Genomic DNA, 13,921 nt, shown 5'->3' with positions numbered 1-13,921 from the left:
CCGCGGGGTCAAATTGTGGAACATCGGGGCAAAAGCTATTATTGATTCGATGTGGCAATGCGAGTGCCCGAATATCGCCAGTCGATAGAGGTATCCGTGGACCAGTTGGCCGGAACTCAGACCTCCACGCGCATGGTGCGCGTCCATCAGCGATTCCCCTCGATTCGTTTGATGCGCGGCGCTCGTCGCAAACTCGACGACGGGATCGATCTGCTCCGCCTCAAGCTCGACGCGCTGCCCGACGGCATCTATCAGCCGGTCCCGGGCATACGCGTGCGCAGGGCCAAGCGATCCGTCGGTACCGGGTCGCGATGGGCGGCGATGGAACCGGTCGTCGAGCGGCTCGGAGTCGAGAGCGCGCTGGACGTGGGCGCGAACGTCGGTTACTTCCCGATCCGGCTCGCCCAGCGCGGAGTACCCTCCGTCGCCCTGGAGTCGGATCCGAAATGTGTCCGGACGGCGACGACGGCCGTGCGACGGAACCAGCTGGACAACGTGGCGGTGATGAGCCTCGAGTTCCGCCCCGACACGCTCGCCCTTCTGCCGGCGACCGACTGCACCCTCCTGCTGTCCCTCTGGCACCACCTGGTGCGGGAGCTGGGTTTCGACACCGCCACCGACCTGCTGCGAGGGCTCTGGGCCCGGACCGGCAAGGTGATGTTCTTCGACAGCGGCGAGGACGAGATGCCCGAGTCGTTCGGGCTGCCGCGCATGGTGCCGACGCCTGATGTCTGGCTCACGGAGTATCTGCGGAAGAACTGCAGCGGCGGGCGGGTCGAACACCTCGGCCGGCACCGCGCCTTCGACGCCGGCGGCCTCCCCACGGACCGGGCGTTCTTCGCCGTGATCCGGGAAACGCCGCATGAATAGGCGCTGTTGACCCCTTCGTTCAGGTGGGGCGCAGTCCTCGCCCTCCCGCTGCAGGTCCGCCTCGCGCATCCGCCCGGGGCCGATGGCTTATGGTCGAGTTCGCTACGTATGCGAGGGTCATCGGCGTGGAGGACGAGGCGATGAACGAGGGGGAACGGCCGGCGCGCCGCGCCAGCGACCGTGGGCACTACGGCCGGCTGAGCCGCGAACGGGTGCTCGCCACCGCGCTGGAACTGGTGGACCAGGAGGGCCTGTCGGCGCTCAGCATGCGGCGGCTGGGATCCGAACTCGGTGTTGAGGCCATGGCGCTCTACCGGTATGCGGCCGGCAAGGACGCCCTCCTCGACGGGCTGGTGGAGGCGCTGTACCTCGAGTTGGAGGAGAAGCTGGGGGCCGTGCCGGAGGCCGCGGCCGAGGAGCCGGACTGGCGTGCCCGACTGCACCGGGCCGCACGGGCGACCTACGAGGTGTGCCTCGCCCACCCCCAGGCGGTTCCCCTGCTTGCCACGCGCATGCTGGCGGTCCCGCTGGCGCGACGGCCGGGCGCCGTGCTGCGGGAGCACGAGCGGGTGCTCGCCCTGCTGCGGGCGGCGGGATTCGACCCGGCCCGCACGGTGGCCGTCTTCCGCGCCTACTCCGCCTGGCTGCTCGGTTATGTGTCCGTCGAGCTGCAACCCATGGTCGACAACCCGGACGAATCCGATCCTGCCTTCCGGCTCGGTCTGCACCACCTGTCGCCGCGGGAGTTGCCGACGCTCCGGCAGATCGCGCCCTCGCTCGCCGACCGGGGTGGACCGGAGGGTCTGGCGGCAGGCCTCGACGCGCTGCTCGACCGCTTCATCCTCCCGGAGTAGGGGTGCTGGCCCGCCCGGGGCTACGGGGAGGTGGGCGGGTGCGGGGAGCGGAGTACGAGGAGGGTGATCTCGCTGGGGGCGAAGACGCGGAACGGCGGGCCCCAGAAGCCGGTGCCGCGGCTGGTGTAGAGGAGGGTGCGGGTGCCGTGGTGGCTGAGGCCGGCGACGGCGGGCTGGTCGATGCGGACCAGGTGGTGGAAGGGCCAGATCTGGCCGCCGTGGGTGTGGCCGGAGAGCTGGAGGTCGATGCCTTCGGCTGCCGCCCGGTCGACGAACTTGGGCTGGTGTGCCAGGAGCAGGACGGGCAGGTCGGGGTCGGCGCCGTTCAGGGCTCCGGCGAGGTGGGCGCGGTGGCCTGCCAGGCCGGAGGATTCGGCGGTGACGTCGTCCACGCCGGCGACCACGAGGGTGTCGCCTCCGCGTTCGAGCAGCAGATGGCGGTTGCGCAGCGGCTCCCAGCCCAGCTCGTCCATCAGGTCGACCCAGCCCTGGGCCTCGCTGTAGTACTCGTGGTTGCCGGTGACGTAGACGCGGGCCCGGGTGGCCCGCACGGTTGCGAGCGGGGCGGCCTGGGCTCGGCGGCGTTCGGCCGTGCCGTCCGCGATGTCGCCGGTGTGGCAGACCAGGTCGGCTTCCAGCGTGTTCACCGTCTCGCACACCCGTGCCGACCAGCGGGCGCGATCGAGCGGTCCGTAGTGGGTGTCGGTGATCAGGGCGACACGGAGGCCGTCCAACCCGGCACCCAGCCGCGGGAGTTGAACGTCGAGACGGCGCACGCGTGGCACGCGGCGGGCCTCGGCGTACCCCCAGACGAGCAGCACGGCGGTTACGCCGAGGACGGCCCACGTGACGATTCGGGCCCGGTCCTGACTCTCGCCGACGCCGGCCAGGGTCAGGGCGAGACGCAAGAAGACGCCGAGCAGAACGGACCAGGTGAACAGAACCCAGCCGGCGCCCAGCAAGCTGTCACCGACGATCGCCGCCCAGTCCTGCTGACGCCGGCCGTGGCCGCGCATCATCGCGAGCGGCATCCCGACGAGGCCCAGGGCGAACAGCGCGGTGCCGACCGGAGCGACGGGCAGCGGCCAGTGCTGGCCGGTGTACAGGAGCACCCAGCAGGGCACGGCCCAGAGCAGGACGGGGGCGATCAGGGGGATGTAGCGCATCAGGCGGTGCAGTCGGCTCGGCCGCGGCTCTTGCGCTTCGCTGTCGGCGGGTCGGGTGTTGCTGATGTCGGTCACGCTTCCCCTCCTTGACCAGGCTGCCGTCCCGCGCACTGTATCCGGTCGTCCTCGGGCTGCCCGGAGGGGAGTTCACCGGATGGGCGTTCATGAGTGCGGCCCCAGGTGACCACAGCCGGGCAGGGCGTCCTGCGACGTCACGTGCGGGCGTCCTCGACGGCGACGCGGCGCACTGTCTTGAGGAGGCGTGCGCCGCTGACGCCGTCATCGTCGGGAGCGGTATCGCCACCCGCGAGGAGGAGTACATCGAGCGCGCCTGGCGAAACGTCGCCCCTTGCCTGACGGGGTGACGGGCGGGACGGGCTCGGTCGTGAGGGGGCTGATGGAAAGGCGCCTGACAGGGGGAAACCCCGGTCAGGCGTCCTGTCGTAGACGGCGTCTGCTGGTGGTACGGGGACGTCAAGCCACCCCGACGCCGCCGACGGCCTCCTTGTCGGCTTCCCCATCCGGGGTGGCGGGGGCGGCCGTGCGGGCGAGCCACCATGTGGAGACTCCGCTCAGCAGAACCACAGCGCAGACCAGAAGCCAGCCCCAGGACCTGTACGTCATGACAAGGGCGGGAAGGACCGCCGGCCCTACCACTCGCTCCGCCGTGTTGCTGAGGTTGAACGTGGACAGATACTGTGCGCGATTGCCCTCGGGAGCGAGATCCATGGAGATCTGCCACGAGGACGCCGCCTGCCACATCTCAGCCGCTGTCAGCGCGAGCACGCCACAGAGCAGAACAGGCACTGCGCCGGCCGGATCGTTCCACCACGCGGAGAACGCGAAGAAGCAGCACGCCGCGGCCAGGAGCGCCGCCGACGCGAGTGCGGCTCGCCCCGCCCCGCGAAGACTGACGATGTGCCGCGTAGCCGGTAGCTGCAGGACCGAGACGATCACGGTGTTGAGGATCAACGGGAACGCGACGAACGATTCGGGGATCGCGGGCACCGAGAGGATCCACAGGGGCAGCAGCACGTTGAGAGTGGTGACGTGCAGGGCGAGGAACACGTTCAGGCCCGTGAACGCCAGGTACCGGCGGTCCCGGAAGGCCCATGTCCTCTTGGTCCGGACGGGCACCCGCCCGGCGTCCGCGGTTCTGAGCCGCGCAAGCAGGGCCGCACACAGCACATAGAAGAGTGCGATGCCGAACAGTGTGCCCCGGAAGACCCAGGAACTGTCGATGGCGATCGCGACACCGGCGGCCAGTCCCCCGACCGCGTAACCCACGTTCCGGACGGAACGCATGATCGCCATGAGCCGGACACGTCTGTCGTCACCGGCCACGTCGGCCACAATGGCCTGACCGACCCCGCCGGCGGTCCGGTCGGCGATCGCAGTCAGCAGCACGACGACGAGATAGGCGGGGAAAGAAGTGACGAAGGCGTAGCAGGCGAAACCCGCGGCCCGCCAGAGGTTGAGCACGATCAGCGTCCGGCGTGCCCCGAAACGGTCGCCGACCACGCCGACCGGGATGGTGAGGACGAACCCGACCGCTCCGGCGAGAGAGAGACCGAGCGCGAACTGAGAGGCCGTCAGGCTACTGATCCGTGTGAAGAACACCGCTGCCAGGGCGGCGAAGAGTCCCGTCCCCATGGAGTCGGACAGCGCGCTGACGACGAGCGTACGTTCTGCGGCCGGGCTGCTTCTGAGGGAGGTACCGAGTCTGCTCAGAACCGAACCGCGCGCACCGGGCGTCATCCGACACGGCCCGGTATTGCGACGATGAACTGCAGGTCCGCCACAGCGCTTTGCGCGATGTTCAGCGCGGCCTCGGGGCTCTCCGCGACGGCCCAGACATGGGCCGGTCGGTCACCCGAGCAGGTGATGGGCCCGAGGCGGTCGCCCGGCGCGCTGCGGACGACGACGTCTCTCACGCCCGGACGCGCCTTGATGTCCTCGGTCCCACGTACCTCCAGGACCTCGCCGGCCGCCTGCGGTACCGCGTACCAGATGGCGGCGGACGTGAGGTCGTCGGCGGCCTTCTCCAGTTCGGCGCGTGCGTCACCAAGTGAGGGAACGCCGATGCTCTGCCGCGCGAGGACGGCCACGATGTCGGAACCGCGGGCCGCGCGAAGCAGGTAGGGGATCCGGTCGCCCCCCTGCCTGAGGTGGGTCTCGACGATCCTGACCGCACGGTCGTTCACGATGACCTCGGTGTGGGTGGCGCCCTCCGTGATCCCCAGCGCGTCCAGAGCCGCCGTCACGGTCCGCAGGATCCGCTGTTCGTCGGACACGGAGAGAGGGGCCGGGAGTACGTGGCCCAGCTCCACGAACTGGCCGGGGACGAGGAACTTCTTGGTGACGCACAGCAGGAGGTGCTCTCCGGCCTCGCTCACGCACTCGACGCTGTATTCCTCGCCGTCGTGGAACGGCTCGACCAGCACGTCGGAATGACGTAGTCCAGCCGCTGCCGAGAACGTGGCTTCGAGCTTCGCCGCGACGTCGTCGGGTCCCTCGAGGCGCACCACGCCCTGGCTGCCGGCTCCCTGCCCCGGCTTGCAGATCAGTGGGTAACCCACCCGGTCGGCGAAGGCGGTGACCTCTTCGGCCGTTGTCGCTTCCAGACAGGGTGTGTCGTCGACCCCCGCGTCCGCCAGGCGTTCCCGCATCAGACGCTTGCTGTTGACCGCCCGCACCGTCTCGGGGGAGTGCCACTGCAGGCCGAGTTCGATCGCGATGAACGCGGCGGGCTCTTGGCCCTCCTCGCCGTAACTCACCACCCTGTCCACGGGATCCATCGAGTGGATGAAGCGTGCCGCGGCGACCCACTCGTCGACCGGGGCATCGTCCCCGACGATGACAACCCTGCGGTGGGCATCCGTGGTCCGCATCTTGCGAGCCTCCTGATGCGTACACAGGACGCTGGTCATGAGGTCGGGCTGGAGCTCCCTGGCATACGCGACGATGTCCCGCTCGTCACCGACGACCAGCAGGTGACGGACACGTTCGTGCGCCAGGTGGTTCGAAGACATCTGTGCTGCACTCCAAAGGTGATGTTGACGAGGGACCTCAGAACGAACGCCGTTGTCGCACGGCGCTGATCCGGCGCCCGGTGGCGAAGAGTGGCAGCCCGGCTGCCGGCGCGACCTGCGGGCGCGGCGGATCACCAGAAACTTCTCGGTCCCGGCGGCGTCGGCGACCAGGCAACCGATGGTGACTGTCTGCCACGCGATCCTAGCGACCGCAGGCATGCCCTCCGGCTTCAGGTGCTCGACCCGGCCGGCCATGAACGGGCGACGCCGACGACAGCGAACTGCGTGATCAGGGACGGAATTTGGAGCGGCACCACCGAACACGTCGATCAGGACAGGACTTTGACCAGCCAGTCCTGGTCGCCGTGGGTTCGGCTCCTCACCGCGGACGCGTTACGCCGTGGTCGAGCGCGCGACCGGGCCGGCGGACCCGTCCCGCACCAGGAGCCCGTCCACCGAGGCCACCAGCAGGATCCCCCGGCCGCTGCCCAGGAAGACCGGCTCCGCCGGCAAGAGCTCGGTGCGGGCGGCCTCGCGTTCAACGACCGTGCGGCCGTCTGCCGCAGCGGAGTCGGACACGCGTCACGGGTGAGGCACTCCAGGGTTTCCGCCGGTGGCCGACGGAGTGATCACTTCTCCGTGACGGAGAGGTCCGGCCGGAGTACCCGGCGCAACGCCCCGGTCATTCGCCGCCCTCGGCTTCCGGCCGTATGACAGTGGAACGCTCGAACCAGCTCAGGGCCTCCTCCAGGGCCGTCTCGACCTCGCTGCGGGTGTCTCCGGTGGCCAGCACGGAGCCGATCTTGTCCACGCTCGTGCGGGCAGCCGTGAGGGCGGTTCCCGGCTCGACATGCCGGCGGTACCGGGTGACGCCGGGGACGGGGCAGTCGGCGGGGATCTCGGTCACGGTGCCGGCTGTGGGCGGGAACAGCGACCAGCCGGCGATCTGAACGGGCTCGGCGGGGATCTGCGGCGGCTTGTTGCCGCTCAGGGCTCCGACGTAGACCTCGGGCAGCGTGATGCCGAAGCCCAGCTGCAGCACCCCTTCGATCAGGCCGCCGCCCATCCGGCTGGCGATCTCGTTGAACACCAGTTGACGGTCCGCATCGAGGAAGACCTCGGCGTGGAACATGGAGGTGTCCGGGGTCGGCAGCGCGGCCAGGGCCTGGCGGGTGAGATTCCGTACGGGGGCCAGCAGCGGGTCGGCCGGATCGAGAAGGGAGCTCTGCAGGACTTTCCCGTGCTTGAAGTCCATACAGGTGGTACTGCCATGCGTCGAAGGCCACATCAGCAGTGTTTCACCGGCCACGACGATGCCGTCGACGTGGATGAGCTCGTGCTCGATGTACTTCTCGGCGAGCAGCTGGGCGCCGTCGTCGGTGCCCAGGTCGCGGTGGGTGGTGAGGAGGTCTTCCACGTCCTGCTGGTCGTTCAGGACGTGGACGTCGATGGAGCCGCCGCCCCACCTCGGCTTGACGACGACGGGATATCCCTGCCGGTCGATGAATCCGAGGAGGTCGGCGAGGTTGGCCACCGGAGCATAGGGGGCCAGGGGGACTCCGGCCCGCTCGAGTATGCGTTTCATCGTCAGCTTGTCCCGGAACGCGGTGGCGCTGGCGACGTCCTGCCCGGGCACACCGAAAAGCTGACGCAGGCGGGCAGCACGCATGATGTCGAACTCGGAGAGCGCGACGACCCGGTCGAATTTCCATTTCTGATGGAGCGTCAAAGCCTGGTTCTCCACCAGGGGGTTGAAATGGAAGTCGTCGACGATGTCGACGTGCGCGTAGCCGGCGAGTTGGGCGGAGCGCACCTGCGGGTCGGAAGAGACGGCGGCCGCATCGGTCAGGAGAACGACCTCGTGATCGGCGCCGAGCCAGTCGGGGAAGCGGCGCCCGGTGAGCGGGGTCCGGTTGAGCACCAGGTATCTCATCGGACCTCCACCGTGATGGCGTCGCGAAACTCGTGGAATGCCGCGTCAACGGCCTCAGGGGCGGTGGCGGAGAAGACGATGTGTCCATGGGCCGCCGAGGCGTGCGGCGGAACGAGAACCTGGTCGCCGGGCTGTCCGTACAGCATGATTTCGCTGACCCGGCTGTCGGTCTCCAGCGTGTTCAGGCCCGATACGCCCACCAGTTCACCGGCCCGTTCGGCGAAGAAGAGGTAGAAGCCGGTGGGAGTCGGTTCGTTCGGAAGGTCGAGCCGCGGCTCGCGTCCGGTGGCGACGTCGAGCACGGCATCGACCATGTCGATGCCCGTGCTCAGAAGAACGGACTGGTATACGGGCCCGCCGCCCAGGCGCGCCGCCGTTTCGAGAATGTACGGTTCCCCGTCCGCGGTGATGCGGAACTCGGTGTGGGTGGCGCCGGCGCGTATTCCGAGCGCGTCGTGAGCGGCTTCGACGGCTGTGGTGATGCGCTCGACCAGTTCCGCGGCCAGCCGCGTCGGCGTCGTGTAGTAGACCTCTTCGAAGTAGGGGCCTTCCATCGGGAGTGGCTTGTCGTGGATGGCCACGACCCTGGTCCCGCCGTCGACGACGACCGATTCGACGCTGATCTCGGAACCGGGGACGTATGCCTCCAGCAGCACGGCGTCGTTGTACTGCTCCCGGGTGCGGGTGTGCAGCGGGTCGTGGGTGAAGCCGGTCCAGGCGCCCTTCTGGATGGTCCCGAAATGCTCGGCCAGCTCCGCGTCGCTGTTCACCCGGCGCACGTACTTGCTGCCGCCCCCGATCAACGGCTTCAGCACCAAGGGGTATCCGAGCTGTCCCGCGCCTTCGACGGCTTCTTCCAGAGTTGCGGCGAGGCGGAATCCCGGCTGCACGAGGCCCGCTTGGTCGAATGCGGAACGCATCGCGTACTTGTCGCGAGCGAGATACGCGGCCTTCTCGTCGTTGGACGGAAGGTTCAGTTCCGCGGCCACCGCGGCCGCCGCCGGCACGCTCTGCTCGACGAAAGTCACCACCCCGCGTACGGGTTCGTCCTCCTCGGCGACGAGCGAGCGGACCGCGGCCACTGTCTCTTCGATGCTGGTTGTATCCGCGGAAACCACGCGATCGACGTAGGAGCTTTCCCATGTCGCGTCCTTCATGACCATCAGAAGGCGCTCGCCGTGTTCTCGGGCGTAATCCCGCACTCGAGCCAGGTGATTGCGGCGACTGAGATTCCTGGTATGGAGAAGAATAATGCTCATGATTCCGTCTCTCGATCGGTGGAAGTGCCGCGCGGCATCGAGGTGACGGAAGGGGCTTGGGCCGCCTCGATGATCGAGCGCGTTCAGCTCTGGACGATGCATCGCCGCACAGGCCAACTGAGCGTACGGCAGGGGCAATTGGAGCGAGGCGGATGCGTTCCGGCCATGATCAAATCATGCTAACGTTCGGTCGGTCAATCGTCCGGGGGGCGAGATGTGCACTTTGTCTCGTCGATCGCCCGGGGTAATACGCACGATAGGAAGCGCATACCCATGTCTCGCGATATCACTGTCGGTGGCAACCTCGTCACTGACAGTGCAAGTGCCTACGTCATAGCCGAGATCGGACACAACCATGGCGGTGACGTGGAGAAAGCGGCCGAGCTTATCCGCATGGCCGCGGAATCCGGCGCAAGCGCCGCAAAGCTTCAGAAGCGTGACAACAAGGCCCTGTTCACCAAGGCGATGTACGACGAGCCCTACACGGGCCGGAACAGCTTCGGTCCGACGTACGGTGCGCACCGTGAGGCAGTGGAGTTCGGGGTCGCCGAATATCAGCAACTCGCCTCTCTGTCGCGCGATTTGGGAATAGATTTCTTCGCGACTGCCTTTGATTTGCCGAGCGTTGACTTCCTTGCGGAACTCGGTATGCCCGCCATCAAGATTGCCTCGGGCGATCTGACCAATACGCCCCTGCTCACCTACGCCGCCAAGACGGGCATCCCCCTTATCGTGAGCACCGGCGGTGCGGACATGGACGAGGTCCGCAGGGCGGTCGACACCGTCGCGCCGATCAACGACCAGCTCGCGCTGCTCCAGTGCACCGCGGCCTACCCCGCCACGCCCGACGTACTGAACCTCTCGGTGATCAACACCTACCGCGAGGAGTTCCCGGACGTGGTCGTCGGCCTGTCGGGTCACGACATCGAGACCGAGTCGAGCGTCATCGCCTACGCGCTGGGCGCGCGCGTGATCGAGAAGCACGTCACCATGGACCGCACCCTGCCGGGCAGCGACCACCACTTCTCGCTGGAGGCCGGCCACTTGCGTGAGCTGGTGGACAGCCTGGACCGGACCCGCCGTTCCCTCGGCAGTCCCGAGAAGCGTCAACTGCCCGTCGAGGCACCGGCCCTGCGCAAGATGGCGAAGAAGATCGTCGCTGCCCGGGACTTGAGTGCCGGTCACGTCCTCACCGCCGAGGACATCGCCATCAAGTCCCCCGGAGACGGCCTGCGTCCGTACCTCATCGACCAGGTGCTCGGCCGCCCGCTGCTGGCTCCGCTCGCCGCCGACGGCGCCGTCCAGTTCGACAACCTCGGCTGAGCGCCGGGTGAGTACGCACATCGACCTCAGCGGACAGGTCGCGGTGGTGACGGGCGTGCTGGGCCGTCTCGGCGGGATCTGGACCGATGCCCTCCTCGAGGCGGGTGCCGTCGTGGTGGGCCTCGACCGCACCCTGACGGTTCCCCAGGAGTTCCGGGAACGGCTCGCCCGTCATCCCGGGGACCGCTTCCATCTCGTCGAAGCCGATGTCACGGACACGACGAGCGTGCGCAGGGCCCTGGAGACGTGCCTGGCCGAGGCGGGATCCCCCACGGTCCTCGTCAACAACGCCGGGATCGACCAGCCGCCGAGCGCGACAGGCGGCGGCTGGCTCTTCGGCGACATCCCCACCGAGGTCTCCCAGGCCGTCCTGGACGTCAACGCCCTCGGAGTGCTGCGGGTCTGTCAGGTGTTCGGCGCGGAGATGGCGCGCAACGGCGCCGGGTCCGTCATCAACATCGGTTCCCTGTACGGCAGCATGGCGCCGGATCCGCGGCTGTACGAACACCTGCCGCAGGATCCGCCGTTCCTCAAGCCGCCGGCCTACGGGATGTCCAAAGCGGCCGCCGCCGCGCTCACCCGGTACCTCGCCGCGCTGTGGGGCCCGCAGGGCATACGAGTCAACACCCTTTCGCCGGGCGGGGTGCTGGGAAACCAGGACCCGCTCTTCCGCGGCAAGTTCAGCGATCGTGTCCCGCTGCGGCGTATGGCCGAGGCCGCGGACCTGACCGGGCCGCTGCTCTTCCTCGCATCCGACATGAGCAGCTATGTGACCGGCACCGAGCTGCTGGTCGACGGCGGCTACGTCTGCTGGTGAGCCGACCTGTCGCCCGTACTTCTGGAGAAGTCATGAACATCTCTCTCGCCTGGCTGCCCGCCGACGAGTTCACACGCATCCTGGACGGCATCGACGATCCGCACGATCGCAGTCGAGCCTTCGCGGACGCCTCACGGATCAACACCCTGTACAGCATCATGCGCGCCGGATCCGGGCACCTGGGATCGAGCTTCAGCGCGGCCGACGCCGTCGCCTGGCTGATGCTGCACGAGATGCGCTCGCCCTTCGAGCCCGACGGAGACGTCTACTTCTCCTCCAAGGGGCACGACGCTCCCGGCCTGTACGCGTCCCTGATCGGGCTCGGCGCGCTGCCCGAGGAGAAGCTGCACCAGCTCCGCAGGCTGGGTGGTCTGCCCGGCCACCCCGACGTGAGCATCCCGCACATGCACGCCAACACCGGTTCCCTCGGAATGGGGATCTCCCGGGCCAAGGGCATGATCCTCGCCGACCGGCTGGCCGGGGCGAGCCGTCGTGTCTACGTCCTGACCGGCGACGGCGAACTGCAGGAAGGGCAGAACTGGGAGGCGCTGGCCGGCGCGGTCCACCACGGCATGGGTGAACTGACCGTCATCGTCGACCACAACAAGATCCAGTCCGACACCTGGGTCACGGACGTGAGCGACCTGGGCGATCTGGAGGGGAAGTTCCGGTCCTTCGGCTGGGGTGTCCTGCGCTGCGACGGAAACTCGGCGCGGGAGCTGGACACCGCGTTCCGGTTGCGGCACAAGGAGCACTCCGGATCACCTGCCGTCATCATCGCCGACACGGTGAAGGGGGCCGGTGCCAGCACCTTCGCGGCCACGTCGATGCCCGAGGGGGAGTGGCGCTACCGCTTTCACAGCGGCGCGCCTTCCGTGGAGGACTACCGCAGCGCCCACCAGGAGCTGCTCACTTCGCTGAACGCGCTGCTCGGCAGGCACGGTCTCGTTCCGGTCGAGCCGGCCACGGCCGATGTCACCCTGCCGGCCAAGGCGACGGGCCCCCAGCTTCCGCAGGTCTACGGCCGTGCCCTGGTGGAGCGCGCTCTGCGTGACGAGCGGATCGTGGCCCTGGACGCGGACCTGGTGCTCGACACCGGCCTCATCCCGTTCTCCCAGACGCTGCCGCAGCGGTTCATCGAGTGCGGAATCGCGGAACAGGACATGGTGTCGATGGCCGGCGGTCTGGCCTCGCGCGGCCTGCTGCCTTTCGTGCACTCGTTCTCCTGCTTCCTGCACGCCAGGCCCAACGAGCAGATGTACACCAACGCCTCGGAACACCGGAAGATCGTCTACGTGGGCTCGCTCGCGGGTCTGATCCCGGCCGCTCCCGGCCATTCCCACCAGGCGGTACGGGACATCAGCGCACTGGGCGCCATTCCCGGCCTTGTCGTACTGGAGCCGGCCAACTCGGCCGGGACCGAGGCGGCGCTCGACTTCTGCATCGCCCACGAGTCGAGCACGTACCTGCGACTCGTCAGCACTCCGGTCTCCGCGGAGGCCGAGGCGCTCGGCGCGGAGCCGCTGACGCTCGGGCGCGGCCGCGTTGTGCGCTCTGGCGGCGCGACGGTCGCGATCGGCTCCGGGCCGATCGTCCTCACCCAACTGATCCGCGCCGCGGAGTTGTTGGCGGGACGAGGCATCGAACTGACCGTCGTCGACCTGCCCTGGCTGAACCGCGTCGACTCCGACTGGCTGGCGGACCTGACCGCCGGGGCGGACGAGCTCTTCGTCGTCGAGAACCACTACACCCACGGCGGCCAGGCGGACCTGATCGCCAGGGCACTGCTGGAGCACAGGGACGACAGGATCCCCGCCTTCACCGGAATCGGCCTGACCGAGGTGCCGAAGTGCGGCACCGAGGCGGAAGTCCTCGATGCCCACGGACTGAGCGCCGAACGGCTCGCCGAGCGGTTCCTGGCCCGGATCCGCCCGAACGAGCACCACTGACCCACCTGCCAGGACCGCCTTTTCACCAGAACAGGAAGACCTCATGGACACCATCTACAACGACGTGACCCGCCCCCCGCAGGAGATCGTCGACGGCTTCCGGGAGCTGTTGGCCGAGTACAGCCCCAGCTGTGTGGTCACCGACGGGCAGCGCCGCGCCGGCGCCATCGGCGGATTCCAGGTCGTACGGAACGACCAGAAGATCGCCGGTCCCGCGTTCACCATCAACCTCTCGATCGACGACTGGGTGAACACGCTGCCGATCCTGTCCCGTGCCCAGCCCGGAGACGTCATCGTCATGGCCTGCCACGGTTTGGCCACCACGGCGATGTGGGGTGGCCTGACCGCAACGGTCTCCCACAAGTTCGGCGTGGCTGGGGCCATCATCGACGGCGCCGCACGGGACATCGACGAGATTCGCGACATCGGCTTCCCCCTCTGGTACCGCACCACGTCGCCGCGGCAGTCGCCCGGGGCCGTCCACGACCGCATCGAGCCGGTCCAGGTGAACGTGCCCGTGTCGGTCGGCGGCCAGGTCATCTTCCCCGGCGACATCATCGTGGCCGACGAGAACGGCGTGGCGACAGTGCCGTCGGCGAGCGCCAAGGACGTGCTGGAGAGCGCCCGCGACGTGGCGCGCCGGGAGAACGAGATCCGCGACCGCATCGCCTCCGGTGCGACCGCCGCGGACCTGCGGGCCGAGTTCGGCAACCTCTAA

General features: G+C 68.6%; 13 protein-coding genes. 7 read left to right on the top strand and 6 right to left on the bottom strand.

Going from position 1 to position 13,921, the window contains the following annotated elements:
* The first annotated feature begins 171 nt into the window (after positions 1-171).
* A complete protein-coding gene (locus OG485_RS08435; RefSeq protein WP_326789214.1) occupies positions 172-870 on the top strand; it encodes a hypothetical protein in 699 nt (232 codons plus the stop codon).
* Positions 871-1,010: 140 nt separating this feature from the next.
* Positions 1,011-1,724, top strand: a complete 714-nt coding sequence (locus tag OG485_RS08430; RefSeq protein ID WP_326789215.1) for a TetR/AcrR family transcriptional regulator — start codon at positions 1,011-1,013, stop codon at positions 1,722-1,724.
* 20 nt (positions 1,725-1,744) lie between these two features.
* On the opposite strand, the gene OG485_RS08425 is transcribed toward OG485_RS08430, so the two are convergent.
* Positions 1,745-2,965 carry a metallophosphoesterase gene (locus OG485_RS08425; protein ID WP_328665452.1) on the bottom strand — a complete coding sequence of 407 codons (1,221 nt, stop codon included), beginning with the start codon at positions 2,963-2,965 and terminating at the stop codon, positions 1,745-1,747.
* An 11-nt stretch (positions 2,966-2,976) separates the two neighbouring features.
* On the opposite strand from OG485_RS08425, the gene OG485_RS08420 reads away from it, so the two are divergent.
* Positions 2,977-3,255 (top strand): hypothetical protein, encoded by a 279-nt coding sequence (locus OG485_RS08420; RefSeq protein WP_328665450.1) that lies wholly within the window; start codon positions 2,977-2,979, stop codon positions 3,253-3,255.
* A gap of 109 nt (positions 3,256-3,364) precedes the next feature.
* Here OG485_RS08420 and OG485_RS08415 read toward each other — a convergent pair whose 3' ends face one another.
* The 5 genes from OG485_RS08415 to OG485_RS08395 all read right to left on the bottom strand — a co-directional run bounded on the left by OG485_RS08415 (position 3,365) and on the right by OG485_RS08395 (position 9,216).
* Complete coding sequence (locus tag OG485_RS08415) at positions 3,365-4,648, bottom strand: MFS transporter (protein WP_328665448.1); 1,284 nt, start codon at positions 4,646-4,648, stop codon at positions 3,365-3,367.
* Positions 4,645-5,922 carry an ATP-grasp domain-containing protein gene (locus tag OG485_RS08410; RefSeq protein ID WP_328665446.1) on the bottom strand — a complete coding sequence of 426 codons (1,278 nt, stop codon included), beginning with the start codon at positions 5,920-5,922 and terminating at the stop codon, positions 4,645-4,647. The genes OG485_RS08415 and OG485_RS08410 overlap by 4 nt, the downstream gene beginning before the upstream one ends.
* A gap of 393 nt (positions 5,923-6,315) precedes the next feature.
* Entirely contained in the window at positions 6,316-6,501 is a 186-nt protein-coding gene (locus OG485_RS08405; protein WP_328665444.1) for a hypothetical protein, read from the bottom strand.
* A 103-nt stretch (positions 6,502-6,604) separates the two neighbouring features.
* On the bottom strand, positions 6,605-7,855 hold the full coding sequence (locus OG485_RS08400) for an ATP-grasp domain-containing protein (RefSeq protein ID WP_328665442.1): 1,251 nt from the start codon (positions 7,853-7,855) through the stop codon (positions 6,605-6,607).
* Entirely contained in the window at positions 7,852-9,216 is a 1,365-nt protein-coding gene (locus OG485_RS08395; protein ID WP_328665440.1) for an ATP-grasp domain-containing protein, read from the bottom strand. Before OG485_RS08395 ends, OG485_RS08400 begins: the two co-directional genes overlap by 4 nt.
* Before the next feature lie 114 nt (positions 9,217-9,330).
* Here OG485_RS08395 and OG485_RS08390 point away from each other — a divergent pair, with 114 nt between their 5' ends.
* From OG485_RS08390 to OG485_RS08375, 4 genes are read left to right on the top strand one after another with little or no spacing between them, the layout of a single operon-like run.
* Positions 9,331-10,437, top strand: a complete 1,107-nt coding sequence (locus tag OG485_RS08390; RefSeq protein ID WP_328665438.1) for an N-acetylneuraminate synthase family protein — start codon at positions 9,331-9,333, stop codon at positions 10,435-10,437.
* Positions 10,438-10,444: 7 nt separating this feature from the next.
* On the top strand, positions 10,445-11,254 hold the full coding sequence (locus tag OG485_RS08385) for an SDR family oxidoreductase (protein WP_328665436.1): 810 nt from the start codon (positions 10,445-10,447) through the stop codon (positions 11,252-11,254).
* Between the two features lie 32 nt (positions 11,255-11,286).
* Entirely contained in the window at positions 11,287-13,203 is a 1,917-nt protein-coding gene (locus OG485_RS08380; protein ID WP_328665435.1) for a transketolase family protein, read from the top strand.
* A gap of 43 nt (positions 13,204-13,246) precedes the next feature.
* On the top strand, positions 13,247-13,921 hold the full coding sequence (locus OG485_RS08375) for an RraA family protein (RefSeq protein ID WP_328665434.1): 675 nt from the start codon (positions 13,247-13,249) through the stop codon (positions 13,919-13,921).

Origin of the sequence: Streptomyces sp. NBC_00328, assembly GCF_036139655.1 — a bacterium.
In the GTDB taxonomy this organism is placed as follows: domain Bacteria; phylum Actinomycetota; class Actinomycetes; order Streptomycetales; family Streptomycetaceae; genus Streptomyces.
The sequence above is the reverse complement of the archived record's forward strand: the minus strand, read 5'-3'. Positions and strand labels throughout refer to the sequence as shown.

What these genes read in the sequence shown, in the direction of transcription:
- OG485_RS08435 (WP_326789214.1), top strand. Translation starts at nt 172, where the DNA reads ATGCGCGGCGCTCGTCGCAAACTCGACGACGGGATCGATCTGCTCCGC.
- OG485_RS08430 (WP_326789215.1), top strand. Translation starts at nt 1,011, where the DNA reads ATGAACGAGGGGGAACGGCCGGCGCGCCGCGCCAGCGACCGTGGGCAC.
- OG485_RS08415 (WP_328665448.1), bottom strand. Translation starts at nt 4,648, where the DNA reads ATGACGCCCGGTGCGCGCGGTTCGGTTCTGAGCAGACTCGGTACCTCC.
- OG485_RS08410 (WP_328665446.1), bottom strand. Translation starts at nt 5,922, where the DNA reads ATGTCTTCGAACCACCTGGCGCACGAACGTGTCCGTCACCTGCTGGTC.
- OG485_RS08400 (WP_328665442.1), bottom strand. Translation starts at nt 7,855, where the DNA reads ATGAGATACCTGGTGCTCAACCGGACCCCGCTCACCGGGCGCCGCTTC.
- OG485_RS08395 (WP_328665440.1), bottom strand. Translation starts at nt 9,216, where the DNA reads ATGCATCGTCCAGAGCTGAACGCGCTCGATCATCGAGGCGGCCCAAGC.
- OG485_RS08380 (WP_328665435.1), top strand. Translation starts at nt 11,287, where the DNA reads ATGAACATCTCTCTCGCCTGGCTGCCCGCCGACGAGTTCACACGCATC.
- OG485_RS08375 (WP_328665434.1), top strand. Translation starts at nt 13,247, where the DNA reads ATGGACACCATCTACAACGACGTGACCCGCCCCCCGCAGGAGATCGTC.